The organism is Mesorhizobium sp. BR1-1-4 (genome assembly GCF_020165375.1).
In the GTDB taxonomy this organism is placed as follows: Bacteria; Pseudomonadota; Alphaproteobacteria; order Rhizobiales; family Rhizobiaceae; genus Mesorhizobium; species Mesorhizobium australicum.
This window is the reverse complement of the sequence record NZ_JAIUIB010000007.1, coordinates 299,154-324,950: the sequence shown is the minus strand read 5'-3', so window position 1 is coordinate 324,950 and position 25,797 is coordinate 299,154. Positions and strand designations below refer to the sequence as shown.

At 64.3% G+C, this 25,797-nt stretch carries 28 protein-coding genes; 22 read left to right on the top strand and 6 right to left on the bottom strand.

Annotated features, from left to right (window positions below; all coding sequences use genetic code 11):
* Positions 1-15: 15 nt before the first annotated feature.
* The 6 genes from LB571_RS17965 to motA are packed head-to-tail and all read right to left on the bottom strand — an operon-like array spanning position 16 to position 4,849.
* Complete coding sequence (locus LB571_RS17965) at positions 16-450, bottom strand: hypothetical protein (RefSeq protein WP_015315925.1); 435 nt, start codon at positions 448-450, stop codon at positions 16-18.
* Positions 447-1,529 (bottom strand): flagellar biosynthesis protein FlhB, encoded by a 1,083-nt coding sequence (flhB, locus tag LB571_RS17960; protein WP_224596453.1) that lies wholly within the window; start codon positions 1,527-1,529, stop codon positions 447-449. Before flhB ends, LB571_RS17965 begins: the two co-directional genes overlap by 4 nt.
* Positions 1,530-1,532: 3 nt before the next feature.
* Entirely contained in the window at positions 1,533-2,546 is a 1,014-nt protein-coding gene (locus LB571_RS17955; protein WP_015315923.1) for a flagellar motor switch protein FliG, read from the bottom strand.
* 43 nt (positions 2,547-2,589) lie between these two features.
* Positions 2,590-2,976: a flagellar motor switch protein FliN gene (fliN, locus tag LB571_RS17950; RefSeq protein ID WP_015315922.1), complete on the bottom strand. Its 387-nt coding sequence runs from the start codon at positions 2,974-2,976 to the stop codon at positions 2,590-2,592.
* A gap of 17 nt (positions 2,977-2,993) precedes the next feature.
* On the bottom strand, positions 2,994-3,941 hold the full coding sequence (locus tag LB571_RS17945; RefSeq protein ID WP_224596450.1) for a FliM/FliN family flagellar motor switch protein: 948 nt from the start codon (positions 3,939-3,941) through the stop codon (positions 2,994-2,996).
* 32 nt (positions 3,942-3,973) lie between these two features.
* Positions 3,974-4,849, bottom strand: coding sequence for a flagellar motor stator protein MotA (gene motA, locus LB571_RS17940; RefSeq protein WP_015315920.1), 876 nt, complete (start codon positions 4,847-4,849; stop codon positions 3,974-3,976).
* Between the two features lie 156 nt (positions 4,850-5,005).
* On the opposite strand from motA, the gene LB571_RS17935 reads away from it, so the two are divergent.
* From LB571_RS17935 to LB571_RS17830, 22 genes are all read left to right on the top strand, one after another.
* Positions 5,006-6,817, top strand: coding sequence for a DUF1217 domain-containing protein (locus LB571_RS17935; RefSeq protein ID WP_224596447.1), 1,812 nt, complete (start codon positions 5,006-5,008; stop codon positions 6,815-6,817).
* Between the two features lie 2 nt (positions 6,818-6,819).
* Positions 6,820-7,545: a flagellar basal-body rod protein FlgF gene (gene flgF, locus LB571_RS17930; protein WP_015315918.1), complete on the top strand. Its 726-nt coding sequence runs from the start codon at positions 6,820-6,822 to the stop codon at positions 7,543-7,545.
* Position 7,546: 1 nt separating this feature from the next.
* Complete coding sequence (fliI, locus tag LB571_RS17925) at positions 7,547-8,962, top strand: flagellar protein export ATPase FliI (protein ID WP_224596444.1); 1,416 nt, start codon at positions 7,547-7,549, stop codon at positions 8,960-8,962.
* Positions 8,963-9,197: 235 nt separating this feature from the next.
* Entirely contained in the window at positions 9,198-9,779 is a 582-nt protein-coding gene (locus tag LB571_RS17920; RefSeq protein ID WP_224583355.1) for a hypothetical protein, read from the top strand.
* 192 nt (positions 9,780-9,971) lie between these two features.
* Entirely contained in the window at positions 9,972-10,352 is a 381-nt protein-coding gene (gene flgB, locus LB571_RS17915; RefSeq protein ID WP_015315915.1) for a flagellar basal body rod protein FlgB, read from the top strand.
* Between the two features lie 2 nt (positions 10,353-10,354).
* The gene (gene flgC, locus LB571_RS17910; protein WP_015315914.1) at positions 10,355-10,771 is read left to right on the top strand and encodes a flagellar basal body rod protein FlgC; all 417 of its coding nucleotides are present in this window, start codon (positions 10,355-10,357) and stop codon (positions 10,769-10,771) included.
* A complete protein-coding gene (locus LB571_RS17905; protein WP_015315913.1) occupies positions 10,768-11,091 on the top strand; it encodes a flagellar hook-basal body complex protein FliE in 324 nt (107 codons plus the stop codon). The genes flgC and LB571_RS17905 overlap by 4 nt, the downstream gene beginning before the upstream one ends.
* Positions 11,092-11,101: 10 nt before the next feature.
* A complete protein-coding gene (gene flgG, locus LB571_RS17900) occupies positions 11,102-11,890 on the top strand; it encodes a flagellar basal-body rod protein FlgG (protein WP_015315912.1) in 789 nt (262 codons plus the stop codon).
* Positions 11,891-11,896: 6 nt separating this feature from the next.
* Positions 11,897-12,409: a flagellar basal body P-ring formation chaperone FlgA gene (gene flgA, locus LB571_RS17895; protein WP_224596440.1), complete on the top strand. Its 513-nt coding sequence runs from the start codon at positions 11,897-11,899 to the stop codon at positions 12,407-12,409.
* Complete coding sequence (locus LB571_RS17890; RefSeq protein ID WP_140721464.1) at positions 12,406-13,647, top strand: flagellar basal body P-ring protein FlgI; 1,242 nt, start codon at positions 12,406-12,408, stop codon at positions 13,645-13,647. Before flgA ends, LB571_RS17890 begins: the two co-directional genes overlap by 4 nt.
* A gap of 2 nt (positions 13,648-13,649) precedes the next feature.
* Positions 13,650-14,237 (top strand): MotE family protein, encoded by a 588-nt coding sequence (locus LB571_RS17885; protein WP_411961378.1) that lies wholly within the window; start codon positions 13,650-13,652, stop codon positions 14,235-14,237.
* Positions 14,234-14,938 (top strand): flagellar basal body L-ring protein FlgH, encoded by a 705-nt coding sequence (gene flgH / locus LB571_RS17880; RefSeq protein WP_015315908.1) that lies wholly within the window; start codon positions 14,234-14,236, stop codon positions 14,936-14,938. The genes LB571_RS17885 and flgH overlap by 4 nt, the downstream gene beginning before the upstream one ends.
* A 20-nt stretch (positions 14,939-14,958) precedes the next feature.
* Positions 14,959-15,453 carry a flagellar basal body-associated FliL family protein gene (locus tag LB571_RS17875; RefSeq protein ID WP_015315907.1) on the top strand — a complete coding sequence of 165 codons (495 nt, stop codon included), beginning with the start codon at positions 14,959-14,961 and terminating at the stop codon, positions 15,451-15,453.
* On the top strand, positions 15,450-16,181 hold the full coding sequence (fliP, locus tag LB571_RS17870; RefSeq protein WP_015315906.1) for a flagellar type III secretion system pore protein FliP: 732 nt from the start codon (positions 15,450-15,452) through the stop codon (positions 16,179-16,181). Before LB571_RS17875 ends, fliP begins: the two co-directional genes overlap by 4 nt.
* 242 nt (positions 16,182-16,423) lie before the next feature.
* Complete coding sequence (locus tag LB571_RS17865) at positions 16,424-17,419, top strand: flagellin (RefSeq protein ID WP_015315905.1); 996 nt, start codon at positions 16,424-16,426, stop codon at positions 17,417-17,419.
* A gap of 275 nt (positions 17,420-17,694) precedes the next feature.
* Complete coding sequence (locus LB571_RS17860; protein WP_015315904.1) at positions 17,695-18,765, top strand: flagellin; 1,071 nt, start codon at positions 17,695-17,697, stop codon at positions 18,763-18,765.
* 126 nt (positions 18,766-18,891) lie between these two features.
* Positions 18,892-20,541, top strand: coding sequence for a flagellar basal-body MS-ring/collar protein FliF (gene fliF, locus LB571_RS17855; protein ID WP_023781317.1), 1,650 nt, complete (start codon positions 18,892-18,894; stop codon positions 20,539-20,541).
* Between the two features lie 3 nt (positions 20,542-20,544).
* The gene (locus LB571_RS17850) at positions 20,545-21,165 is read left to right on the top strand and encodes a hypothetical protein (RefSeq protein ID WP_224596437.1); all 621 of its coding nucleotides are present in this window, start codon (positions 20,545-20,547) and stop codon (positions 21,163-21,165) included.
* Positions 21,162-22,529, top strand: a complete 1,368-nt coding sequence (locus LB571_RS17845) for a MotB family protein (RefSeq protein ID WP_224596434.1) — start codon at positions 21,162-21,164, stop codon at positions 22,527-22,529. The genes LB571_RS17850 and LB571_RS17845 overlap by 4 nt, the downstream gene beginning before the upstream one ends.
* Positions 22,526-23,893 (top strand): chemotaxis protein MotC, encoded by a 1,368-nt coding sequence (locus LB571_RS17840; RefSeq protein WP_224596431.1) that lies wholly within the window; start codon positions 22,526-22,528, stop codon positions 23,891-23,893. Before LB571_RS17845 ends, LB571_RS17840 begins: the two co-directional genes overlap by 4 nt.
* On the top strand, positions 23,890-25,269 hold the full coding sequence (locus LB571_RS17835; protein ID WP_224596426.1) for a flagellar hook-length control protein FliK: 1,380 nt from the start codon (positions 23,890-23,892) through the stop codon (positions 25,267-25,269). The genes LB571_RS17840 and LB571_RS17835 overlap by 4 nt, the downstream gene beginning before the upstream one ends.
* Positions 25,199-25,786, top strand: coding sequence for a transglycosylase SLT domain-containing protein (locus tag LB571_RS17830; protein ID WP_224596506.1), 588 nt, complete (start codon positions 25,199-25,201; stop codon positions 25,784-25,786). The genes LB571_RS17835 and LB571_RS17830 overlap by 71 nt, the downstream gene beginning before the upstream one ends.
* The last annotated feature ends 11 nt before the right edge of the window (positions 25,787-25,797 follow it).

Genomic DNA, 25,797 nt, shown 5'->3' with positions numbered 1-25,797 from the left:
GCTGAAGGAAGCGCTTTAGAACGCCAGCGGTTCGACCTTGCGAATGCGGGCCTGTTCGATCACCGCCTCCAGCAGCGCCGTGTTGTGCCCGGGGTCTTCGCCCGGCTTTTCAAACGACACGTAATTGACCAGGACCGTGCTGCCGGTCTCGCTCAGCGTCAGCTGGAAATAGACGGTCACGCCGGGCGGCCTGAGTTCCAGATCGAGCACGATGCGCGGGCTGCCGCTCCAGTCGACATGTGCCTCGCCGCCATGACCGAGCCTAAGCGTACCCGGCATGAAGAACAGCTCCGCCGCTGAATCGACCAGATCCGACAGGCAGGCGAAATGCTCCAGCCGGATGAAGGCGATATAGTCGGCGACGTCGATCAGCCTGAGTTCCACCACCACCTGTTCGATGGCGCTGGCGACGATGATCTCGCGGGATTTTGCGTGCGGTTGCCGGTTCATGAAATCTGTCTGCGCTCAGCCTTTTTCGAGTAGACGATCCGCACCAGTTCGGCGACGGCCTGGTAGAATTGTGATGGGATCACATTATCGACCGAAACTTGCTTGTACATGGAGCGGGCGAGCGCCACGTCCTCGAAGATCGGGATGTTATGCTCCTTGGCGATTTCGCGGATTTTCAGCGCCACCAGATCCTGCCCTTTCGCTACGACCAGCGGCGCCGAATCTTCGTCGCGCACATATTTCAGCGCAATCGAGAAATGGGTCGGATTGGCGATAACGAGCGTCGCGCGCGGCACCGCGGTCATCATCCGCTTACGCGCCCGGTCGCGCGCCAACGAGCGCAGGCGCGACTTGACGATCGGGTCGCCTTCGGACTGCTTGAACTCGTCCTTGACCTCCTGCTTGCTCATGCGCAGGTCCTGCTTCCAGTGAAAGCGCGACCAGACGATGTCGATCGCCGCGATCAGTCCCATGACGAAGACGATCGCCACCAGTATGTCGACGGCGATGCCACGGATGACGAGGCCGAAAGCGACGGGATTGGTGATCATCCCGGCAAGCAGCTTGCGGTGGTCCTCCGACAGGGTGAAGGTGAGCACGGTGATGGCGAAACCGACCTTTGCGAGCGATTTCAAAAACTCGACCCACCCCTGGGCGCCGAACATCCGGTTCCAGCCCTTGGCGATCGATATGCGCGACATCTGCGGCCTGATCCGCTCGCCGACGAATTGCGGCATGTTCTGCAGCACCGAGGCGCCCATGCCGGCAACCGTCAGCAGCACCAGCAGGCTCACGACGGCGCGACCCACTTCGAACAAGACCTGCTTGTAAAGCGCGATGACATCGGTCTCGGTGTCCATCGGCCAGGCCTCGGGCTTCTCCAGGAACATCGACAGGAACGTGCTGAGATCGACGACGGCGTCCTTGGCATAGAAGACTGTGAACACCAGTATGGCGACGAACGAGGCGAGGAGCGCCGTTTCCCTCGAATGGGGCAGCTTGCCCTGTTCGATGGTATCGCGGATCTTCTTTTCCGTCGCCTCTTCGGTTTTCGAGTCCTTGTCGGTGGCGTCGGACATGCCTTAGGCGGCGTTCTGCGTCGAGGGAAGTTCGAAGGCCCCTTCGCGCGACAGGCGGATGGTGGTCGTCACGATCGTCTTGCGCGCGGCCATGATGTCGGCGGCCGGGACACCCTCCGAGCCTTGCCCGAGTTCGGCCTCGATCATGCGTCGCGAGCGCGCGCCGATCGCCGACAGCACCGCCTCGGCCAGTGCGGCCGACGTGCCGCGCAGCGCCAGCGTGACAAGCTCGGTCGACAGCCCGTCGAACAAAAGCACGCGCGCCTTCTGGGTGAGCAGCGGCAGGTCGTCGAAAGCGAACAGCCGGGCACGGACACCGTCGAGGTCGGGCGTGCCGGCGGCTTCGAGATCCTGCATGACCTCCTCAAGCAGGGGCTTTTCCAGCTCGTTGAGCACGCTGGCGACGCGCGCCTGCCCGGCCGAAGTGTCCTTGGTGGAGGTGTCCGACAGCACGCTGGAGCGCAGCCGGTTCTCGACGATCCTGGTGGCGGCGGCCGGAACGTTGGCCATCGTCACCATGCGCTTGATGATCTCGCCGCGCATCGGCTTCGTCAGTGTCAAAAGCACACTCGCCGCCGCCTGCGGCGCCAGTTTCGACAGCACCATGGCCGCCGTCTGCGGGTGTTCGCCCGCCAGGAAGGCGCCCAGCCGCGAGGGTTCGAGCTTTTCGAGATCGGGCCAGATCGGCGGCGGCCCTTCAGGCGCGACCTCGAATTTCTTGTCACCCATGATGGCACTCATCTCTTCGGGCGAGAGAGACTCGTTGAGAATGGTGTCCATCCTGTCGGCGGAATCGAGCAGGCCGGCGCCCTCGGTGAACTCGGCCTCGAATTCGGCGACGATGCGCTCGAGATCGCTCTGGGGAATGGTCCTGAGCAGCCGCGCGCCCTCGATCAGCGCCTTCAGCTCTTCCTGCTTGAAGAATTTCAACAGGCGGCTGGCGGACGGTTTGCCCATCGCCACCAATATGGCGGCCGCCTTCTGCGCGCGCGTCAGGGTCGTCAGCGGCGTCGTCATGCCTTTCGCCTCCGCTGCCACCGGCGAGCTCCGCGATCCACGTCTAGGCGCCCTTCGTGCCGGCGATGATTTCGGTCAGCCTGATGCCAAAGCGCGAAGGGTCGCTTTCGAGCACGGTGATCTCGCCGCGCGCGATCTTGCGGCCGTTCACCACGACATCGACCGGCTCGCCGATGCGGCGATTGAGCGCGACCGTCGACCCCTTCTGCAGCGCCATCAGATCGGCAACCGCCATCTCGGTGCTGCCGAGGATGATCTGGACATCGACGGGGATGTTCATGATGACGCTTGAATTGGCCCCCGCGGCAGCCCGGAACGCCGCATCGGGGCGCTGCTCTTCTTCGTGCAGGACCCCCCGCAATTCCTCGATGGCGCGATCGAGCTGCTCGTCCGGCTGGTCGAGCTCTGCTTCTACCTTGGTCTTGGCCATGCGTCGTCTCCAAAAGCTCAGGCGCGCCCGGCACCAGCCGGCATGAGCCCATCGATGAAATCCTGCCCGGCATCGAAAGGATGCCTGATTCGGACGGTGTAATTCTGCCCCAGTTTGCCGAACTCGCATACGAACAGCGTCTGGCCGCGCGCGCCGAGGCGAGCCCGCGATTGCGCCGTTTCTTCGAAGTCGATGACCTGGCCCACTTCGAGGTTGGCGAGGTCGCCCAGCGTCAGCCGCGCCAGCGGCATGGTGGCCTCGAGCGCTACGGTCGAGCGCATCACCTCTTCCGAAAAGCGTGCCCGCCAACTGGTGCCATGATCGTCCTCGTTGATGCTGGCCGTGGCATCGCGGCCCGCCAGCACGATGCGCTGCGGCATCGTCACGGTGATCGAGCCGCTGTCGACCGGCGTCGAGATGCCAAGGACGATGCGGATCGCGGCACCGTCGCGCAACACGTGCCGCCTGGCCTCGATCCCCGACATGGCGCGCGGTGCGGGCAGCCGAAGTTCGAGCGAGCGCCGCCCCGATCCGTTCAGCGCCTGCGCTACTTCCTGGAGCACCATGGTCGAGACATCGGCCTCGATCGACGACAGCTCGCGCTCGATCGGCGACACCGGCATATCCGGGTCGCCGCCGAACAGGGTGGAGACCATGATCGCGATTGCGGGAGCATCCATGACGAGTGTCATCGCGTCCGAGGACGCCGGCGAGCCGACGACGGTCATCGCGAAATTGTCGCCGGCGCGCGAGCGCGCCTCCGGGACGCGGCTGACCTCGACGGCCTTGAGGTCGACAATTACGGGAATGCCGAGCTCGCCCGAGAGTCCCTTCTGCAGCAGCGGCACGGCGCGTTCGGCCATGGCACGGCCGGCGTCGACGACCTGATCGGTCTCGCCGCTGTCGCCGACCAGACGCTCGATGATCAACGAACGCGCCTGCGAGGGGCTGCCCGGACTCGTCATGACCGTTTTGGCACCGATCTGTCGCGCATCGCTCAGGCGGCCTTCTTCTCGGCGCTGCCGGTGTTCATGGTGCTCTGCTCGACCGCGTCGATGGTCGGCCGTTCATAGGAGGAGATGGTCTTGCGGCCGAACTCGATCGCCACCTGCGGCAGCGCACCGTTCATGTAGGCGAGCAGCGTCTGCTTGACGATGATGTAGAGGCGGTTCTTCTTCTCGCGCACCGTCTTGATCTTGGTGGCGACAGGTCCGACCACCGCATAGGACAGGAAGATGCCGAGAAAGGTGCCGACCAGCGCCGCGCCGATCAGGCCGCCGAGGATTTCCGGCGACTGGTCAAGCGCCCCCATCGCCTTGACCACGCCGAGCACGGCGGCGACGATGCCGAGCGCCGGCAGGCCGTCGCCGACCGCGACCAGTGCGTGATAGGCCTTCATCTTGTCGGATTTGATGGTCTGGATTTCCTCGTCCATCAGCGCCTCGATCTCGTGTGAGCGGGCATTGCCGATGATGATGATGCGGCAGTAGTCGCAGATGAAATTCATCAAATCGTGGTTCTTGAGCACGGTCGGAAAGGCCTGGAAGATCGCCGACTCCTCCGGATTGTCGATATGCGCCTCGACCTCGCTGCGCGACTTGGAGCGCAACTCGCGCATCAGGCTGTGCAGCACGCCGAGCGTTTCCAGATAGTCCTGCTCCTTCGGCACCGCCTGCTTGAAGGCTTCCAGAATGCCCTTGCCGGTATCCTTGACAGTCTTCATCGGATTGGCGACCAGGAAGGTGCCGAGTGCGGCGCCGCAGATGACCACGGCTTCCCATGGCTGCACCAGCACGTGCAGATGCCCGCCCATGGCCATGAAGCCGCCAAGGACGCAGCCAAGCGTCACCACAAGTCCAATCAGAATGCCCACGACCGGTCCTTCCGCATTTCACGTCGGACAAGGGATAGTCCCCGTGCCTTGTGTGAGGCTTGAATCCGAGCCGCCATGGCACGAAAGTTGGCGATTCAGTTTCGCGCAAGGAAGTGAGCTTATTGTGCTGGCATAGCTTCGGCCGGAGGCGCGTCCTTGCTCAGTACCTATACCAGCTACCAGTTGATCACCAAAGACATCAACAAGTCGATCGACCGCATCGAGCAACAGCCGACAGTCGACCGCGATACCCAATATTATCTCGCCAACATCACCAAGGTGAAATCGATCGACGATTTCGTCAAAAATGACCGGCTGTTCAAATACGCCATGAAGGCCTACGGCCTTGAGAACATGGACTACGCCAAGGCCTTCATGGTGAAGGCGCTCAAGGAAGGCGTCTCCGATCCCAACAGTTTTGCCAACAAACTGACCGACAAGCGCTACGCCGCGTTCGTCAGCGCCTTCAATTTCGCCGCCAACGGCCCCAATGCGACGATCTACAACAAGGCGCAGCAACTGGTGACCAGCAACTATGCGCTGCAAGTCCAGATCGGCGCCTCGCAGGCAGGACTCTCCTACTACCAGAGTGAAACCGCCTACTACGTCACCAACATCTCCAAGGTGAAGTCGATCGACGACCTGATGGGCAACAGCCGCCTGCTGACATACGCGATGGCCGCATTCGGCCTCGACGCCGAGACCGAACCGGCCGCAACCGTCAGGGCCATGCTCGAAGGTGGCGTCAGCGACCCCAACAGCCCCGCCAACAAACTGACCGACAAGAGCTACGCCAATTTTGTCTCGGCCTTCGACTTCGCCCAGTATGGCGATCAGACAACCACGCGCGATGCTGCCCAGCAGGCGGTGCCGAAAGGCTATGTGGCCGGAACCGGACTGAAATTGGTCGAACCGAGCGCCCAGTATATCAAGGGCGAGGCGGACTATTACGCGGCAAACATCTCCAAGGTGAAGTCGATCGACGATCTCATGGCGGACAAGCGCCTGCTCACCTTCGCCATGGCTTCCTACGGACTGGATGCGTCGACCGAAAAGCCGCTGCAGATCAGCACGATGCTGGCGGGCGGCGTCAGCGATCCCAACAGCCCGGCAAACAAGCTGACGGACAAACGCTACGCCAACTTCGTCACGGCGTTCAACTTTGCCCAATATGGCGATCAGACAACGTCGCGCGACGAGGTGCTGAAAGACACGCCGAAGATCTACACCACGGGGTCGGCGCTTGGCCTGATCCCGCCGAACGCGGACTCCATAAAATCGGAGACCGCATACTACCTTGCCAACGTCACGACCGTGAAATCCATCGACGACCTGATGGCCAACAGCCGGTTGTACAACTATGCGCTCTCGGCTTACGGACTCGATCCGGCGACGGAAAGCAAGGATCTCATCCGCAGCGTGCTGACCGGGGGCATTCGCGACGCCGACAGCGTCGCCAACAAGATGACGAACAAGGCTTATGCCGGGCTCGCCGCCGCTTTCAACTTCGAGCAGTACGGCGAAGCAGCCACCACCATCAATCCGGCGCAGCAGCCGACCGTCGACAACTACATGCGCCAGACTCTCGAGGAGGACGCCGGCAAGACCAATGAGGGCGTGCGGCTGGCGCTCTATTTCGACCGCAAAGCATCAACCATCACCAGCTGGTACGACGTGCTGGCCGACACGGCGCTTGCCAGCGTGGTGCGCACCGCGCTGGGGCTGCCCGATTCTTTCGCCACCGCCGACATCGACAAGCAGGCGCAATTGTTCGGGCAGAAGCTCGACATCTCGGATTTCACGGACCCCGTGAAACTGAACAAGTTCCTGACCCGCTTCACCAGCATGTACGAGATCAACAATCCGACCTCGACGGCGGTGACGTCGGTCAGCGTGCTCTTTGCCAAACCGGTCACATCGGGCATCTCCACCGACCTGATGATGGCCATGCAGAAACTGAAGTTCTGATCATGCGAGACAGTCTCTACGTTGCCCTCTCCGCGCAGATAGCCCTCGAGCGCCGGCTCGACACGATCGCCGACAACGTCGCCAACGCCAGCACCGTCGGCTTTCGCGCCACCGGCGTGAAGTTCGAGGACGTGGTGTCTGGCGCAGGGCAGAAGTCGGTTTCGTTCGCCTCCTCCGGCAAGACCTTTCTGTCGGGGGCACACGGCGCCATGACGGAGACCGGCAACCCGTTCGATTTCGCCATCCAGGGCGACGCCTGGTTCGCCATCGACACGCCAGTTGGCACCGTCATGACCCGCGACGGCCGTTTCTCGATGAACGAGAATGGCGAGCTGATGTCGGTCGAGGGCCATCCGGTGCTCGACGCCGGCGGGGCGCCGATCCAGCTCGATCCCCGCAACGGTCCGCCCAAGGCCGGCGCCGACGGCTCGCTGCGCCAGAACGAACAGCTCGTCGGCTCCATCGGCCTCTACAATTTCGACCCGGGCGAGAATTTCGTGCGCTACGGCAATTCCGGCATTGTGCCGGCACGCACGCCCGAACCGGTCACCGACCGCTCCGACATCGGCGTCGCCCAGGGTTTCCTCGAGGAATCCAACGTCAATCCCGTGCTGGAAATGACCCGGCTGATCATGGTCCAGCGCGCCTTCGAGAACACTGCCGCGCTGATGCGGCAGACCGATTCCTCCGCCGAGGAGGCGATAAAGACGCTCGGCTCGAAGTCGTAGCATGTCGTCAGAGCAGCCAGCCCTCCGTGCACCCGAAAGACAGCTCCAGCCGGCGCCGCTGGATCGGCTTGCCGCTTTGGAGCGGATTATCAGGCGCTTTGGCGACAGCGACGGGCTGGTCAAGCGCGGCGGGCTCGTCACCGAAGTCACATCAACGCACTACAAGGTGCGCGGCCTTTCCGATTTCACCAGGCTGGGTGACATTGTCGAGCAGCACGGTCAGTCCGGCTCGCGCCGCGGCGAGATCGTCAAGATCAGCCGCGACGAGGTTGTGATCGCCCCCTTCGAACGCAGCGCCGACGCCGGCATCGGCGATGCCGTGTTCCGCAGGGGTCCGCTCGCGGTGGCGCCGCATGCCTCGTGGCGCGGCCGCGCCATCGACGCGCTCACCCGGACAATCGACGGTGGTCCGCCCTTGGTCAGGGGCGACGACATGTCGGCGGCCGCCGCGACACCCGGCGCCATGGCGCGGCAGCGCGTCGGTACCGCCTTCATGACCGGCGTCAAGGTCATCGACATCTTCACGCCGCTCTGCTTCGGCCAGCGCATGGGCGTCTTCGCCGGATCGGGCGTCGGCAAGTCGACGCTGCTTGCCATGCTCGCCGGCGCCGACGCGTTCGACACCGTCGTCGTGGCGCTCATCGGCGAACGCGGCCGCGAGGTCCGCGAATTCCTCGAGGATACGATCGGCGACAGCATGGCCAAGACCGTGGCCGTCGTCGCCACCAGCGACGAGAGCGCCATGATGCGCCGGCGCGCGCCAGACACCGCCATGCGCGTCGCCGAGCATTTTCGCGACCAGGGCCACCGTGTGCTGCTGGTGCTGGATTCGATCACCCGCTTCGCTCACGCCCTGCGCGAGGTGGCGACGGGAACCGGCGAGCCGCCGGTTGCCCGCGGCTATCCCGCCTCGGTCTTCACCGAACTGCCCAAGCTGCTCGAGCGCGCCGGGCCTGGAACCGAAGGCCCAGGATTGGAAGGCAAGGGATCGATCACGGCCATCATTTCCGTGCTGGTCGACGGCGATGATCACAACGATCCGGTCGCCGATTCGGTGCGCGGCATCCTCGACGGCCATGTCGTGCTCGACCGCGCGATCGCCGAACAGGGCCGCTATCCGCCCGTCAATCCGCTGTCGTCCATCTCGCGACTGGCCGGCAAGGCCTGGAGTGTCGAACAGCGAGCCCTGGTGACGCGGCTGAAGTCGATGATCTCCCGCTTCGAGGACACGCGCGACATCCGGCTGCTCGGCGCCTATCAGGGCGGCGTCGACGCTGAACTCGATATGGCCGTACGCCAGGTGCCCGTCATCTATGAGGCGCTGACGCAATCGCCCAGGGACCGTCCGTCCGCCGATCCGTTCTTCGATCTTGCCCGCCATCTCAAGGGAAAGCAGAATGCCGAACCAGGAGACTGAACGCCAGTACACCGAGCGACTCCTGAACGAGATGATCGCCGAAGCGAACGCCGCGGAGCAGGCTCGAGCGGAGGAGGCCAGGGTCGCCAGGGCAAACGCCGCCGCCGCCATGGCTGCCCGGACCGCGGTTGTTCTGGCCAAGGCCGTCAAATCGGCTCTCCCCAGATCCGAGCCTTTGCCGGCCCGGACTGCCGAGCCCCCTGTGAATTCCCTTCCCCGCGTCGAGGCTGCCGATATGGCTCAAGCCAGTCGCGAATCGCTGATCGATGGTCTGTTTGCCGCCAGCGAATGGCCGCAGCCGCCAAAGCCGCAATTCCCCAGACTGGGCAAGAAGAAGGCGGACCGTCGCAGCGACGTCGTCATCGCCGCGCTCGGCATCACGCTCGGCCTGACCTGCGCCCTGTTTCCCTGGTACATCTTCTTCAACCAGGACCAGTTCGGCGTGCAGGCGATCAAGTTCGGCGGCACCGGTACCAATTCGGGACGTGCGGGAGGTGGCGTGGTCGCCGAGCGCAGCGCGCCGCTGACCGCCAGGGACGTTCCCAACGCCGATGTAGATCTGCTTGCCACCGGCACGGTGCAGGACGATTCCAAAACGCAGCCGCCCGGCGAGCAACCCTTCCCCGCCGACATCGCGAAGTTCCGCATGGTCCATGTCGCCAATGGCCGCGCCATGATCGAGGACGACACCGGCCTGTGGATGGTCCAGCGCGGTTCGACGCTGCCGGATTCCAGCAAGGTATCGGCGATCGAGCAGCGCAACGGCAAATGGGTCATGCTCACCAGCGCCAACCAGGTGATCGAGCTTTCCAGATAAGCCGTCACGGTTTTGTGCCGAGGATGATTTCAGGTCGGATCGTCCTGAAATCATCCGTCTCCATTTCAAGGGATGGAGCATGATGTCGTCCGAAAACCGCTTCACCGTTTTCGCCTTCACGTTCTAGCGACCGATCGCAAGGTCCGCGCAAGACTGGCGTCCTAGTCTTTGGGCACATGCCCGGAGATTCCCATGGAGCCTGTTTCCCTTTTCGATCTCGCCGCCAAGCAAGCGCAGTGGCTGTCGGTACGTCAGTCGGCGGTCGCCGGCAACATCGCCAATGCCAACACGCCGGGCTACACGGCAAACGATGTCGAGCCGTTCGAGAAGGTGCTCGACCGCACCGCGGTGTCGCTCCAGATCACCGAGCCCGGCCATCTCGGCACTGCGGCGACCAATGCCGGCTTCTCCATCAAGCCGCAGGAAGACGACGGCGTGGTCATGCCCTCCAAGAACACGGTCGTGCTTGAAGACCAGCTTCTCAAGGCCGGCGAGGTGCGCCGCTCCTTCGAACTCAACACGGCCATCGTCAAGGCATTCCACTCAATGATGATGATGGCGGTGAAGAGCTGACCATGGACGCACTGACCGCAGCCCTCAAAGTCGCAGCATCAGGCCTCGGCGCCCAGTCCGAGCGCCTGCGCGTGGTTTCGGAGAACCTCGCCAACGCCCAGTCGACAGGAACCACGCCGGGCGCCGACCCGTATCGCCGCAAGACCATCAGCTTCGTCTCCGAACTCGACCGGGCCTCCGGCAGCTCGACGGTGGAGGTGAATTCGATCGACCGCGACCCGAGCAATTTTCCCGTCGAATTCCAGCCCGGCAACGAGGCCGCCGACGACAAGGGCTACGTCAAGATGCCCAATGTGAACGTGCTGATCGAGATGGCCGACATGACCGAGGCCAACCGCTCCTACGAGGCCAACCTGCAAGTCGTGAAGCAGGCGCGTGATCTCATTTCAATGACCATCGACCTGATGAGGAACCAATGATCGTCAACGGCATCGGCGCGCTTAACCTGAAGCCTGGGCTGGGCCATACAGCCACCGATCTGCTGCAGGGTGGCGTTGCGCCAGCGGCATCGGGCAACCTTGGCACCTCCTTCGCCGAAGCGGTGAGCCAGGCTGCCTCCAAGACCGTCAGCACCATGCAGAATGCCGAGCAGGTGTCGATGCAGGCGCTCAAGGGCGACGCCGACACCCGCCAGGTGGTCGATGCCGTGATGAGCGCCCAGCAGGCGCTGCAGACCGCCGTCGCCATCCGCGACAAGGTGGTCTCGGCCTATCTCGAAGTCAGTCGCATGGGCATCTGAGGAGCAGGCCATGAAAGCACTCGCCATCGCCGCCACCGGCATGAATGCCCAGCAGACCAATCTGGAAGTCATCGCCAACAACATCGCCAACATCAACACCACCGGCTACAAGCGCGCGCGCGCCGAATTCTCCGACCTGCTCTACCAGGTCGACCGCACGCAAGGCGTCCCCAACCGCTCCAATGCCTCGCTGGTGCCGGAAGGCGTTTCGATCGGTCTCGGCGTCAAGACGACCGCCGTGCGCAACGTCCACACCCAGGGTGAACTGACCAGCACCGGCAACAGCTTCGACATGGCGCTCACCGGCAGGGGCTGGTTCCAGATCGAAGGCGCCGATGGCGGTACGCTCTATACCCGCGCCGGCGCCTTCAACACCAACGCCACCGGCCAGCTGGTGACGGTGGACGGCGCCAGTGTCATTCCGGCCATCACCGTGCCGACTGATGCGGTCGAAGTCATCGTCAACAAGACCGGCCAGGTCTTCGCCCGCATCGACGGCCAGACCGACCTGCAGAACCTCGGCCAGCTCCAGATCGTCAACTTCGCCAACGAGGCGGGCCTCGCGCCGCTCGGCGACAATCTCTTCCAGGAGACAACGGCTTCCGGCCCGGCCAATGTCGGCGTGCCCGGCGATCCCGGCTTCGCCACCATCCAGCAAGGCTATCTCGAGGCCTCCAATGTCGACCCGGTCAAGGAGATCACGGAACTGATCTCGGCGCAGCGCGCCTATGAAATGAACTCCAAGGTCATCCAGGCCGCCGACGACATGGCCTCCGTCGTCTCCAAGAACATCAGGTAACGGATGATGGCCATGCCGATCTCCTGCTCCGCATTCCGTCGCGCCGCGCTCGCCCTTGCGCTGGTGGCCTGCGGCATGCCGGCTTTCGCCCAGGACTCGGCCAACCAGATCGTCAGCAACCAACCTGCTGGCGAGGTCGTGCTGATCCCCAACCGGGTCATCTATCCCGGCGAGACCATCGAACTCGCCGCCCTGAAGCAGGTCACCCTCATCCCCGGCAAGCACAAGCCCGATGCTGTTGCGACCCGTTCCGAGGAACTGCAGGGCAAGATCGCCAAGCGCACACTGCTGCCCGGCCGCTACATTCCTTCAGCCGCCGTCCGTGAGGCCTGGCTGGTCGAGCAGGGTGCCGCCGTGCAGGTCTTCTTCGTCGCCGGCGGGCTGACGATAACGGCCACCGCCGTGACCTTGCAGGCGGGTTCGGCGGGCGACTTCATCAAGGTACGCAACAGCGACAGCGGCAAGATTCTCTCCGGCACGGTGATGGCCGATGGCACCATCCAGGTCGGCGCTTCATGATGCGCCTGCTTGCCCTTCTGATTGCGGCCACGCTCGGTCTGCAGCCGGCACTAGCCGATGGCCTGACGCCCAAGGCCAAGCGCGAACTCGCCGCCAGGAATGGCGGTGTCTACGACGATCCCGAATATGATCCCGCCACCACCGCGCGCATGTTCCGCGTTTCGCCCGGACCAAGCTCGCTGCCGCCTGGCCAGGTCGCCTCGCGCATCAAGGATATCGCGCAGCTGCAGAGTTCGCGCGACAACCAGCTCGTCGGCTACGGCCTCGTCATCGGGCTCGCCGGATCCGGCGACAGCCTGCGCAACTCGCCGTTCACCGAACAGTCGATCCGCGCCATGCTCGAAAATCTCGGCATCGCCACGGAAGGCGGCAGCGCACGCGCCAAGAACGTCGCCGCCGTCATCGTCACCGCCAACATGCCGCCCTATGTGCAGTCCGGCGCCCGCATCGACATCGACGTCTCCTCGATGGGCGACGCTACCTCGCTTGCCGGCGGCACGCTGATCATGACGCCGCTGAAGGCGGCGGACGGGGAGATCTACGCCGTCGGCCAGGGCGCGGTCATCGTTTCCGGTTTCACCGCTCAAGGCCAGGCCGAGCAGTTGACGCAAGGCGTACCGACCGCCGGCCGCGTGCCGAACGGGGCCATAATCGAGCGGCAGGTGAAGGCCGAGTTCGATGACCAGTCGACGCTGACACTGCAATTGCGCAATCCCGATTTCTCCACCGCCATCCGCATCGCGGACGCGATCAACGACTACACCGCCCAGCGCTTCGGCATGCGCGTGGCGGCGGAGCGCGATTCCCGCACCGTGCAGATCAGGCGGCCGAAGAGCGTTTCGGCGGCCCGCTTCTATGCCGAGATCGAAAACCTGGTGGTCGAGTCCGACACGCCGGCCCGCGTCGTCATCGACGAGCGCACCGGTACCATCGTCATCGGCAACGACGTCAAGATCTCACGTGTCGCCATCAGCCACGGCACGCTGACGGTGCGCATTACGGAAGCGCCGCGCGTGGTGCAGCCCGAACCCTTCTCTAAGGGCGAAACCGCCGTCGAACCGTTCACAGCCATCGATGCCACCCGGCCCAACGCCCGCGTCGCCGTGCTCGACGGGCCCGACCTGCAAACTCTCGTTTCCGGCCTCAACCGTCTCGGCGTCAAGCCGGACGGCATCATTGCCATCCTGCAAGGCATCAAGTCGGCCGGCGCCTTGCAAGCCGATCTGGTTCTCCAATAGCGATGTCGATGATCACCTCCCTCTCATCCCATCAAGGACGCCCTCCCCGCGCAATCTTGTTCGCGGCCACGGTCCTCGCGGCCATGTCCGTTTCGAGCAGCGGCGCACGCGGCGAGGATGTCGTTCGTCAGATTCTGCCCGGAGCGCAGCCCGCGGTCGCACCGCAGCAACTGACACGAGAAAAGGCGCCGGACCAGAGCGAGATCGAGCGCTTCTGCTCCAACATCGCCGACGCCGCGCGCGACCGCCGCTATGCCTTGCAGGCGGAGGAGTTAAAACAGCTGCAGGCAGGCATCGACGAGCGCATGAAGGCGCTGGACGCAAAGAAAGCCGAATACGAAACCTGGTTGAAGCGGCGCGAGGTGTTTCTGGCCCGGGCCGAGGACGGCGTCGTCAAGATCTATGCCGGCATGAAGCCCGATGCGGCGGCCGAACGCCTGGCGATCGTCAATGCGGACCTCGCCGCGGCCATCCTGATGAAGCTCGATTCACGCAAGGCGGGTGTCATCCTCAACGAAATGGACCAGAAGGCGGCGGCGACGCTCACCGGCATCATGGCCAGCGCAGCCCGAAGGGTAGATCCGTCATGATCCGCAGAATGCTCATCCTGTGCGCGGCGGCAGCCTTGTCCGGCTGCGCAACCAATTTCAAGGAGATCGGTAGGGAACCATCGCTGTCGCCGGTCGGTTCGGGCATCGGCGGCGACGGGGCAGCACCCTACAGCTATCCTCAGCCGCCCGCCGCGCCGGTCAAGAAGTTCTCTTTGTGGGACGACCGCCAGAGCCGGCTGTTCACCGATCCCAGGGCGCTGCGCGAAGGCGACATCCTGACCGTCAGGATCAAGCTCAACGACAAGGCCAACTTCAAGAACCAGAACGACCGGAGCCGCACCGCCGCACGCAAGCTGGGTTATGACGTCACGCTCGGATGGGAAGGCAACAGCACCAGCGGCAAGGGCGACGCCGGCTTGAGTTCCAGCACCGAAACCAATGCCGACGGCGAAATCAAGCGCTCCGAAAACCTGGAGCTCAACGTCGCCGCCGTCGTCACCGAGGTCCTGCCCAACGGCAATTTGATGATCAGGGGTTCCCAGGAAGTGCGCGTCAACTACGAGCTCAGGGTGCTCACCATCGCCGGCATGGTGCGCCCGTCGGACATCGGCGCGGAAAACACCATCTCCTATGAACGCATCGCCGAGGCGCGCATCTCCTATGGCGGCCGTGGCCGCGTCAGCGAGGTCCAGCAGCCGGCTTATGGCCAGCAGGTCCTCGACCAGGTTCTTCCGTTCTAGGCATTGGAGAGCGCGGCACCATGGCCAATGTCGATCAGATTCAGCCTCGCAAGGGTCCTTCCCTTGCCGTGCAGGGCGCCATGCTGCTCGTGGTGACGGCCGCCGCCATCGGCATGGGCTGGATGTCGGGCGGTTATCTCAAGGGCGTCGGCGCACCATCGTCGGTGCCAGTCGCGCCTGAAAACGAGGGCAAGGTACCCCAGCCCGAAGCCGCTCAACAAGCTGGCGCGGGGCCGACGCTCGTCGCGCTGGCGCCGATCACCACCAACATCGCCTCGCCCGCGGACACTTGGATCAGGATGGAAGTGTCCGTGGTCTACGACGCCCCGCAGCCGCCGGCGATGGCGGAGGACGTCCAGCAGGATCTTCTGGCCTTCGTGCGTACCCTCAAGATGCACCAGATCGAAGGCGCCAGCGGCTACCAGCATCTGAAGGCCGATCTCGACGAACGCGCCTCGATCCGCAGTCAGGGGCACGTCAAACAGGTTCTCGTCAGGACATTGCTGCTCGAATGAGAAAATTCCTTCTTGCCGCGGCACTGATTGGCGCCGCCACCTCCGTCGCGGCGGCCCAGCAACTGGACCTTGGCGGCATCGGAAAGGCCGATGGCGCCACCGTCGGCTACATCATCCAGATGTTCGGCCTGCTCACCGTGCTGTCGGTGGCGCCGGGGCTGCTGATCATGGTGACCAGCTTCACCCGCTTCGTCATCGCCTTCTCTATCCTGCGTGCCGGCATTGGCCTGCAATCGACGCCGGCGAACCTCATCCTCATTTCGCTGTCGCTGTTCATGACCTTCTATGTCATGGCGCCGACCTTCGATCAGGCGTGGAACACCGGCGTCAAGCCGTTGATGGACAATCAGATCAGCCAGACAGAGGCCTTCGAGAAGATTTCCGATCCGTTCCGCACCTTCATGCTGCACAATGTGCGCGACAAGGATTTCGACCTTTTCGCGGACCTCGCCCGCGAACGTGGCCAGGTCGTTGCGAAGGAGACGGTCGACCTGCGCATCCTGGTGCCTGCCTTCATGATCTCCGAGATCCGGCGCGGCTTCGAGATCGGCTTCCTGATCGTGCTGCCATTCCTGGTCATCGACTTGATCGTGGCCACCATCACCATGGCGATGGGCATGATGATGCTGCCGCCCACGGTCGTGTCGTTGCCGTTCAAGATCCTGTTCTTTGTCCTGATCGACGGCTGGAACCTGCTCGTCGGCAGCCTGGTGCGCTCTTTCACCTGACCGTGCGTGCTCGACATCGGGTATGCCCTGCCTGCGGAATGAGGCAGCGCGCCGCGTCATCGAATTCCTCCGAATTATTTTCGATTAACCGTCCAGTTTAGTCGTTTGGTAGGGACTCGCCGCCATAGTCGCTCGCAGATGGCGGGTGACCCAAACGCAACGGTCATTGGCATGATGCCGCTCCGTCATACCGGACAAACCGGTATGCAAAAAACACCCTGTAAAACAAGGTACGAGTAGCCATGGCCAGTATCATGACCAACGCCTCGGCGTTGACCGCTCTGCAGAGCTTGAACGCCACCCAGAAGAACCTCGACACCACCCAGGCCCGCATCTCGACGGGTTATCGCGTCTCCCAGGCGTCGGACAACGCCGCCTACTGGTCGATCGCCACCACGATGCGCTCGGACAACTCGGCGATGTCCACCGTTTCGGACGCGCTCGGCCTCGGCGCCTCGAAGGTCGACACCGCCTACACCGGCATGGACAGCGCGATCACGACCATCAACCAGATCCAGCAGAAGCTGACCGCATCCTACGGCCAGACGGACGCTTCCAAGGAAAAGACCCAGGTCGAAATCGCCGCTCTTCAGAAGCAGTTGAAGGCCTATGCCGATGGCGCCACCTTCTCCGGCACCAACATGCTCTCGGTCAACAGCGGCGCCACCGCCACGACCGCGGCCGACGTCAAGATCGTTTCCGCCTTCAACCGCAGCGCAACCGGCGCGGTTTCGATCTCGACGATCGACGTCAACGTGGAAAGCATCAAGCTGTATGAAGCCGGCACTGCTGCCGGCGTGACGAAGGGTATCCTCGACGCCGACCGCCTCGGTACCGATGGCAGCGTCGCGGCCGCGGCCTCGAACCCGACCCTGGGCGCTGCCGCGGCGGCCACCGACACTTATTCGGTCGCCAGCCTGAAGATCTTCTCGGGCACCACCGCTGCGAGCGACACCCAGATCCAGGCTATGATGAACGTCGTCGATGCCGCGCTGAAGGGCATGACCAACGCTGCCACCAAGCTCGGCGCCGCCAAGAGCTCCATCGACCTGCAGAAGACCTTCACCTCGAGCCTGATGGACTCCATCGATCGCGGCGTCGGCCAGCTCGTCGATGCCGACATGAACAAGGAATCGACCCGCCTCCAGGCCCTGCAGGTTCAGCAGCAGCTCGGCGTCCAGGCGCTGTCGATCGCCAACGGCTCGTCGCAGTCGATCCTGTCGCTCTTCCGCGGCTGATCCCTCTCGACCGATCAAACCAGGCAAACGGGCCGCGCCAAAAGCGCGGCCCGTTTTGCGTTTGCTCCAGCCCCGCGCAACCCTCGTTTCTTAACCCTCGAAAGCTGGCTTTTAACAGGCCGTTAACCATAACGCGCTAGTCATGGTTAACCAATGACTTACAACGGATTGCCGAATCGGCCCGATCGGGTGACGGTAATCCACGAGCGGGTCGAGCGGCTCGCGAGGGCAACGCCGGTTTGAGAAAGACCGGTCTGGAAAAAGGAGCGAGTTTCTTGGCGAGCATCATGACGAACGCCGCGGCGTTGACCGCACTTCAAAGCCTTAACGCCACCAACAAGTCGCTCGAGCAAACGCAGTCCCGAATCTCGACGGGCTACAGGGTCTCCGAGGCCTCCGACAACGCCGCCTACTGGTCGATCGCCACGACGATGCGCTCCGACAACCAGGCGCTGTCGACAGTCCAGGACGCGCTCGGCCTGGGCGCCTCGAAAGTCGACACTGCCTATACCGGCATGAACAATGCGCTGGATACGATCGGCAAGATCAAGACCAAGTTGCTTTCGACCATTGGCCAGACGGGTGCCGCCAAGGCAAAGACGCAGACTGAAATCACCGCGCTCCAGGCGCAGATGAAGTCCTTTGCCGATGCCGCCACCTTTTCGGGCTCGAATTATCTTTCGGTGACATCGACGCAGGTCGCCGCCGCCAATGATGGCGTCCAGGCCGACGCCAAGATCGTGTCGTCCTTCAATCGCTCATCGTCGGGCGCCATCTCGCTCGGGACGATCGACATCGATGTCGAGAGCACCAAGCTGTTCGATTCCGGTCTCTCCACCGCCGTCAAGAACCAGGGCACGCTTGACCGCCAGACCTCGGTCTATTCCACGGCGGCGGCCCAGGACCTGTATGATACCGCTTATGCGGCCGCAATCGCCGGCGGCGGCACGGATATTGCCGCCAACACCGCCGGCCAGACCGCGGCCGGGGCGGTGGTTCCCAGGATCGACAATGTTTCCGCATACAACCTCGATATCACCGCGGCCGGCGTGACCGACGACATCATCACCCAGATGGTCGGCAAGATCGACAAGGTCATGAGCCAGTTGACCGACTCCGCCACCATTCTCGGTGCGGCCAAGAGCTCCATCGACCTGCAGAAGACCTTCACGCAGAGCCTGATGGACTCGATCGATCGCGGCGTCGGCCAGCTCGTCGATGCCGACATGAACAAGGAATCGACCCGCCTCCAGGCGCTCCAGGTTCAGCAGCAGCTCGGCATCCAGTCGCTGTCGATCGCCAACAGCTCCTCGCAGTCGATCCTGTCGCTGTTCAAGAACGGCTAACCTTGGCCTAGCTGACGGATACTTCGAAATTCACGGGCCGCGCCGCAAGCGCGGCCCGATTTCATTTTCGCACAAGCTTCGGGAGCTAGTGTTCCGGCGGACAGTCATGCTGGGAGTCGCTCAATCGTGCCGGAACAGATCCAGAGCATCATCTCGAATCTCCGCGGCTTTGGCGTCAGGCGCCTGGCCATGCTGGCGGGCATCGCCGTCCTGGTGATGGGCGTCATCGGCATTGCCTCGGTCTACCTCAACCGCCCGGCCTACGACACGCTCTATGTCGGGCTCGACCGCTCCGACGTGAACCAGATCGGCCTGGTGCTGGGCGAGGCCGGCATCGGCTTCGACGTCGGCGCCGACGGAACCTCCGTGCTGGTTCCGGCCGGCACCACGGCGCAGGCGCGCATGCTGCTTGCCGAAAAGGGCCTGCCGACCAGCGCCAATGCCGGCTACGAATTGTTCGACAATGTCGGCGCGATGGGCCTCACCTCCTTCATGCAGCAGATCACCCGGGTGCGCGCGCTTGAAGGCGAGATCGCCCGCACCATCCAGTCGATATCGGGTATCAAGGCGGCGCGCGTCCACATCGTCATGTCCGAGCGTGCCAATTTTCGTCGCGACGAACAGCAACCCTCCGCGTCGGTCGTCATCCGCTACGCCGGCATCGACGCGGAGAAGAGCGCCATGTCGATCCGCCATCTCGTCGCCGCCGCCGTCCCTGGCCTGTCGGCCGACAAGGTGACGGTGCTCGATTCCAACGGCAATCTGCTGGCCGCGGGCGATGATCCATCCAACACCAGTGCCGCTCGCACGCTCGGCGTCGAGCAAACCGTGGAGGCGCAGATCGGCGACAACATTCGCCGCGCGCTCACGCCCTATCTCGGGCCCGACAATTTCCGCGCCAGCGTCAAAGCTGATGTCAACACCGACACCCGCCAGACCGAAGAGACGATCTTCGATCCGGAGTCCCGTGTCGAGCGCTCGGTGCAATCGGTGCGCGCCAACGAGAACAGCAACCAGAAACAGGCCTCGACCCCGGCCAGCGTCGAGCAGAACCTGCCGGAGACCCAGGCGACCAGCACCGAGGGTCCGCAGACCTCCTCGGCCAACGACCGCAAGGAGGAGATCACCAACTACGAGATCAACTCCAAGAAGATCGCCACCGTCTCCAATGGCTACAGCGTCACCAAGATGTCGATCGCCGTCGTCGTCAACCAGGACCGGCTGAAGACGATCCTGGGCAAGGACGCCACACCGGACCAGATCGCCAAGCGCGTCGCCGAAATCCAGAAGATGGTAAGCTCCGCCACCGGCTTCGATGACAAGCGCGGCGACGTCATCGACGTCTCGGCCGTCGAGTTCATCGACGGGCTGGACGGCGAGGCGGTGCCACAGGCGGGAATGCTCGATTCCATCGGCCAGCATGCCGGCACGCTGATCAATGCCGGCGCCTTCATCGTGGTGGTGTTCCTGGTCGCCTTCTTCGGCCTGCGGCCGATGGCGGCCGCGCTGACGGCAAAGGCGACGCCCGCTATAGCAGGCCCCAATTTCGATGAGGTCCAGCGCTCCCTGCCCACCCCCGAGGCAGCCGCTTCCGCCGATGCGGGTGCCGCCATTGGCGCTCTGCCCGGCACGCGTGCCGGCGCCACCCCGCTCGACGATCTGCGCCAGAAGATCAGGCCGGCCCCGCAGGAGCGGCTTGCCCGCATGGTCGACATCAACGAGGAACGCACCGCGCAGATCCTGCGCAAATGGGCGGCCCAGGAAGTCGCGGCGTAGACCATGCCCTCCGCAGCCCTCTTTGATCTTCTCCCGGATTTCGGCACGCGCGTGCAACGCGCCAGCCAGCCGCAGGCCACCGCCGAGAATAAGCCCGAGGCGGCAGCACCGACGGCCGATATCGGCACGCTGATCGCCGAAGCCGTTGCCCAGGCGGAGGCGGCGCTCGGCGAACGGCTTGCCGCCGCCCATGAAGCAACGCTGCAAGCGGAACGCCAGGCAAATGCCGAGGAAGCAAAGGCCTTTCTCGACAGCTTCGGCGGCGATGTCGGCAAGGCGGTCTCGTCGCGCATCGACGCCATGGAAGCGCGCGTGACGGATCTTGTCGCCGCCACGGTCGCCCGCATCATCGGCGGCGTTGTCAGCGACGATCTGCGGAAGCGCTCGCTCGAAGCGCTCGCCGGCGCGATCCGCGAAGCCGTTGGCGATGGCGAAGCGGTGCGCATCGCCGTTCGCGGGCCGCTCTCGCTGTTCGAAACACTGAAGGCGTCGCTTGGGTCACGCGCCGCAAACCTCGACTTCATCGAGGCGCCCGGCTTCGACCTGATGGTCACCATCGAAGAGGCCGTGTTCGAGACGCGCATGGCCGAATGGTCGGTAACCCTGTCCGAGGTCCTGTCATGAGCGTCGCCGAAGCCGATCATGGCAGGCACGAGATCATAATCGTGCGGCGCGGCCATGACGACCACGACGAAGGTCATCATGGCGGCGTCTGGAAGATCGCCTTCGCCGACTTCATGACCGCGATGATGTGCTTCTTCCTGGTCATGTGGCTGATCAATGCCGCCAACGAACAGACCAAGACGGCCGTCGCCAGCTATTTCAACCCCGTCAAGCTGGTCGACCGCGAATCGAGCCGCAAGGGCCTTAAGGATCTCGGCAATGGACCGCGCACGGCCGGGCCGACGGCCGAAGACCCGCAGGAAGCGACCACCAAGGCTGGACAGGACGGCACCGGCGCCGCGGGCTCGTCCAATCGCAAACAGGACAAGCAGGAGCCGCAGCAGTCGCAACAGTCCGACGAGCATCTTTTCGCCGACCCCTATGCGGTGCTTTCGGAGATCGCCACGGATACCGGCGTCATGCAGAATGTCAGCCAGAAGGGCGATGGCGGCGCGCAGAATTCCGGCCCGGCGACGGGCGCCTCGGGTGGCGCGTCCTACCGCGATCCTTTCGAGCCGGACTTCTGGTCGCAGCAGGTCGCCGCGCCCGGCGCCGAGGCGAGTGCCCAGCGCCCCAGGGTCGAGGGCGATCCGCTCAAGCCCGGCGACAAGGCTGCCGAGACACAGATCGCTAAGGTCAAGGCCGTGCCGCCGGCGCCGCCGATCAAGGATGCGCCACTGGAGCCCCTGGCCGGGGACGGCAAGGACGCCGCGGCGACAATGGCCAAGACTGCTGATGCCAAGGCCAGGGATACCAAGGCCGAGGCTGGAGACAGCAAGGCCGCGGATGTGGCCAAGGCGGACACGGCCGCAGCGAAGCAGGAGGCCGCAAAATCCGAGACGGACAAGGCTCCGACCGCCGCCGCGCTGAAGGCCGCCGCCGACGTCAAGCAGCAGCTGGCCGATGCCTTCAAGCCCGGCGACAAGCTGCATGACGGCGTCTCGGTGGAAGCCACCGACAAGGGTGTCGTCATCTCCATCACCGATCAGCTCGACTTCGGCATGTTCGAGGTCGGCTCGGCGGTGCCGAGCCGCGAACTGGTGCTGGCGATGGAAAAGATCGGCCGCATCGTCAACGGCCAGAAAGGCACCATCAGCATCAACGGTCACACCGATGCGCGTCCCTTCCGCGGTGCCAGCTACGACAATTGGCGGCTGTCGACGGCGCGCGCGCACTCGGCCTATTACATGCTCGTGCGTGGCGGCGTCGATGAACGCCGCATCACCGAGGTTGCCGGCTTCGCCGATCGCCAGCCCAAGGATGCCGCTGATCCGCTGTCGGCGGCCAACCGCCGCATCGAGATCCTGATGGCGACCGGCGGATGAAACGGGCGGCGCTCACCAGCCGTATGACAGGCCTGTTGCTGCTGGCCACGGCTTGTCCCTCTGCGGGCCTCGCCCAGGACACGCTGCAGCCTTATCAGCTGGTCCGCTCGTTGCAGCTCGTTCAGGACCGCATCGCGGCCGGCGATCATGCCGCGATGCCGATGCAGGCCAAGCTGCTCGAGATGACCGATGCGCGGTTGCGTGCGGCGGACGCCGAGGATTTCAAGGATCCCAAGAATTTTCGGGCGTTGCTGGTCTACGGCATGAGCGGCGGCAATCCGGTGACCGTCGAGGCGGCCGTGTCGCGCGCCGCCTCCGATCCGCGGAACCTTGCCATGGCCAAAGGGGTGATCGACTATCTGAACGGCCGGCCAGGCGAGGCGATCGAAGCCCTGAGGCCGATCGACCCGATGACCCTGCCAGGCGACCTCGGCGCGTTCCTCGCTTTGGTCAAAGGCTCATTGCTTGCCACGGATCAGCCGGCGGCCGCACTCACGCTGCTCGATGAAGCCAAGCTGCTCAGCCCCGGCACTCTGGTCGAGGAAGCGGCCTTGCGGCGCTCGGTCGGCATTGCCGTGACGCAGGGCGACGCGGCGCGGTTCGCGCTTGCCTCCACCCAATATGTCGAGCGCTACCTCTATTCGCCTTACGCCAGCCAGTTCGCCGACTCCTTCGTCTCCGGCGTCATTGCACTGCATATGTCGATCAGCCAGGACAAGCTGGCCGACATCACCTCGATGATGGACCCCGAGCGCGAGAAGGTGATCTATCTGCGTATCGCACGCCGCGCCGCGATTGACGGCATGAGTGACTTGTCGGCCTTCGCCTCGGCGCGGGCCGAACAGGGTCGCGACGGCAACACCAATCAGGGCGATCCGCGCGCCCTGCTCTATTCCAGCCTGTCCACGGTGACCTCCGATACCATCGAGGACGTGCGCACCAAACTTGGCAAGATCGACCGCAGCAAATTATCGGACGGCGACCGGGCCTTGCTCGACGCGGCCCAGGCCATCGCCGGCGAAGTGGTGGCGCCGCCTGCTTCCCTTCCGGTCGCAAATCCGGCGCCCGCGCCGGTCGTACCATCGCCCGAACCCGAAATTGCGGCCGCATCGACCACGGATGCCGCCGGATTGCCACCCGTCGAGGGTGCCGTGTCCGAGAAGCCGGCCTTGGCGCCCCTGGCCGCTGCGCCCGCTGCGCCGAACACATCCGCGCCGGCAACCGACGCGGCAACCGTCCTGCCGGCATCGGCCCCGGCGGTCGCGGCCAGCGCCGACACGACAGACCCGACCGACGCCGCCATGACGAAAACCCGTCGACAGCTAGACCTGATCGACCAGATGCTTGGAGCCGCCCCGAAATGACCCCCAGCCTCGGCCCGGCCCTGCCCGGATTTACCGCCGCGCGCACGGCCGAGCAGCCGGCCGCGTCCGGAAAGAAGGACGACACCGGGTTCGGAGAGATGGTGCACGGCGGCGCAAGCCCTGCCCATTCGGAGAAGCAGCCACCGGCCGGGCCAGGCTCCCGCGATCCGCGGTGGAGCAAGCTTGCCGCGGAGCTTGCGGCAAAGGCAGGCGAGGACGAGCCTAGGCCGGCCGGCAAGGCAAGGACCACGCCGAGCGGATCGTCTGCCGCGAAATCCATGAAGGACGGCAAGGACGCCGGGACGGACAAGGATGCCGATGCCGACGCGCCGGCCGCCGAATCGGGCGCGACGCCGCTCGACGAGCATCTAGCGCTGCTGATGGCGTTTCATGACCTACGCCATTTCTCGACATCGGCCAAAACGGCCGACCAGAGCGCGGCCGGAACGGAACAGGACGCCGCGGTCTTTGGACAGCTTCCGCCGAAGGCCTATCGGCAGAAATCCGCCGCCGGACGTGACGGTCTCGAACCCATGGCCAAGCCCGAGCGGGTATCGCTGGTCGACGGACCGTTGACGAAACTCGACGGCCGGCTCATTCGCGATGCCGCCGGCACGCCGAAACATGACAGTACGATCGCGGCCGGCCCCTTGCCCGAGGCGCCTGCGGAGGTGCCGGGCGTGGAGACGAAGCAGGCAGCGCCGCAGCTGAAATCGATCGCCGATCTCCAGTCCTCGTTGCGGTCCGAGCCGGGAAAACAGCAGTCGGCGGCGGCGCGCATCGACGTCGTTTCCGAGCGCAGCTTCCCCGCCCCACCGCAAGCACCGATAAGCCAGGCAGCCCTCAACGTTATCGGCGCCATTTCAGCCGATGGCGGTCCGAACCAGGCGCTTTCCACGGCTTCCGCGACCGCTCAGCTGACAGGCTCTGTTGCCGTTCCGACACATGTGTTGAAGATCGAACTTCACCCGGCCGAACTGGGCATGGTCACGGCCCATCTTCGGCTCTCCGGAGAACAACTGTCGATTGAATTGAAGCCCGAAACACACGATGCCTATCGCCGGCTTTCCAGCGACAGCGAGGCGATCGTCAAGTCGCTGCGCGGGCTGGGCTTCGAGGTTGACAAGGTCACCATTCTGCAACCTTCGGTAGCAATTCCCTCTACAACCCGCACGGATGCAACCGCCTCGATGAGCGCTGCACCCGGCCGCGATCCGTCATCCTTCCAGCCCGGAAATTCCGGCGGCGGCAACAGTGGAACCGGCGGCCAGCAGTCAGGTCAGCAATCCGCAAGGGGTAATCATGATGAAGCGCAAGCACATGGCCGCGCCGCTTCGCCTTCTCGCGAGCGCGCTGGCGGCGGTGTTTTTATCTAGCCTCGCGAGCAGCGCAGGCGCCGCCACCAATCCTTGCGAACCCGAGATCCTGCGTGCCGCCGACCGCTATGGCGTGCCTGCCGGCATCCTCTATGCCGTCGGGTTGACGGAAACCGGAAACAAGGGCAGCCTTCAACCCAACGCCTTGAATATAGAAGGAAAAGCAGTCTTCCCGAGAAACCGGGACGAAGCGCTTGCCGCCTTCGCCAACGCCCAGCGCGAGGGCAAGACGCTGATCGATCTCGGCTGCATGCAGATCAACCATCACTACCATGCCTCGCATTTCCGCAGCGTCGAGGACATGCTCGACCCGCGCCAGAACGTCGACTACGCGGCACGGTTCCTGGCCAGCCTCCATGCCCGCCATGAGACCTGGTCCATGGCCGTCGCCCGCTATCATGCCGGACCCGACAACGACCCGGCGCAGAAGGTCTATGTCTGCAGGGTGATCGCCAACATGGTGGCCACCGGCTTCGGCAAATGGACCACGAACGCACGCGCCTTCTGCAACCCGTAAGCGCATTTTCC

Bases quoted from the DNA above. Each gene is read 5' to 3' on its own strand.
- LB571_RS17965 (WP_015315925.1), bottom strand. From the start codon at position 450: ATGAACCGGCAACCGCACGCAAAATCCCGCGAGATCATCGTCGCCAGC.
- flhB (WP_224596453.1), bottom strand. From the start codon at position 1,529: ATGTCCGACGCCACCGACAAGGACTCGAAAACCGAAGAGGCGACGGAA.
- LB571_RS17955 (WP_015315923.1), bottom strand. From the start codon at position 2,546: ATGACGACGCCGCTGACGACCCTGACGCGCGCGCAGAAGGCGGCCGCC.
- fliN (WP_015315922.1), bottom strand. From the start codon at position 2,976: ATGGCCAAGACCAAGGTAGAAGCAGAGCTCGACCAGCCGGACGAGCAG.
- LB571_RS17945 (WP_224596450.1), bottom strand. From the start codon at position 3,941: ATGACGAGTCCGGGCAGCCCCTCGCAGGCGCGTTCGTTGATCATCGAG.
- flgF (WP_015315918.1), top strand. From the start codon at position 6,820: ATGCGAGACAGTCTCTACGTTGCCCTCTCCGCGCAGATAGCCCTCGAG.
- fliI (WP_224596444.1), top strand. From the start codon at position 7,547: ATGTCGTCAGAGCAGCCAGCCCTCCGTGCACCCGAAAGACAGCTCCAG.
- LB571_RS17920 (WP_224583355.1), top strand. From the start codon at position 9,198: ATGGCTCAAGCCAGTCGCGAATCGCTGATCGATGGTCTGTTTGCCGCC.
- flgB (WP_015315915.1), top strand. From the start codon at position 9,972: ATGGAGCCTGTTTCCCTTTTCGATCTCGCCGCCAAGCAAGCGCAGTGG.
- flgC (WP_015315914.1), top strand. From the start codon at position 10,355: ATGGACGCACTGACCGCAGCCCTCAAAGTCGCAGCATCAGGCCTCGGC.
- LB571_RS17905 (WP_015315913.1), top strand. From the start codon at position 10,768: ATGATCGTCAACGGCATCGGCGCGCTTAACCTGAAGCCTGGGCTGGGC.
- flgG (WP_015315912.1), top strand. From the start codon at position 11,102: ATGAAAGCACTCGCCATCGCCGCCACCGGCATGAATGCCCAGCAGACC.
- flgA (WP_224596440.1), top strand. From the start codon at position 11,897: ATGGCCATGCCGATCTCCTGCTCCGCATTCCGTCGCGCCGCGCTCGCC.
- LB571_RS17890 (WP_140721464.1), top strand. From the start codon at position 12,406: ATGATGCGCCTGCTTGCCCTTCTGATTGCGGCCACGCTCGGTCTGCAG.
- LB571_RS17885 (WP_411961378.1), top strand. From the start codon at position 13,650: ATGTCGATGATCACCTCCCTCTCATCCCATCAAGGACGCCCTCCCCGC.
- flgH (WP_015315908.1), top strand. From the start codon at position 14,234: ATGATCCGCAGAATGCTCATCCTGTGCGCGGCGGCAGCCTTGTCCGGC.
- LB571_RS17875 (WP_015315907.1), top strand. From the start codon at position 14,959: ATGGCCAATGTCGATCAGATTCAGCCTCGCAAGGGTCCTTCCCTTGCC.
- fliP (WP_015315906.1), top strand. From the start codon at position 15,450: ATGAGAAAATTCCTTCTTGCCGCGGCACTGATTGGCGCCGCCACCTCC.
- LB571_RS17865 (WP_015315905.1), top strand. From the start codon at position 16,424: ATGGCCAGTATCATGACCAACGCCTCGGCGTTGACCGCTCTGCAGAGC.
- LB571_RS17850 (WP_224596437.1), top strand. From the start codon at position 20,545: ATGCCCTCCGCAGCCCTCTTTGATCTTCTCCCGGATTTCGGCACGCGC.
- LB571_RS17845 (WP_224596434.1), top strand. From the start codon at position 21,162: ATGAGCGTCGCCGAAGCCGATCATGGCAGGCACGAGATCATAATCGTG.
- LB571_RS17840 (WP_224596431.1), top strand. From the start codon at position 22,526: ATGAAACGGGCGGCGCTCACCAGCCGTATGACAGGCCTGTTGCTGCTG.
- LB571_RS17835 (WP_224596426.1), top strand. From the start codon at position 23,890: ATGACCCCCAGCCTCGGCCCGGCCCTGCCCGGATTTACCGCCGCGCGC.
- LB571_RS17830 (WP_224596506.1), top strand. From the start codon at position 25,199: ATGAAGCGCAAGCACATGGCCGCGCCGCTTCGCCTTCTCGCGAGCGCG.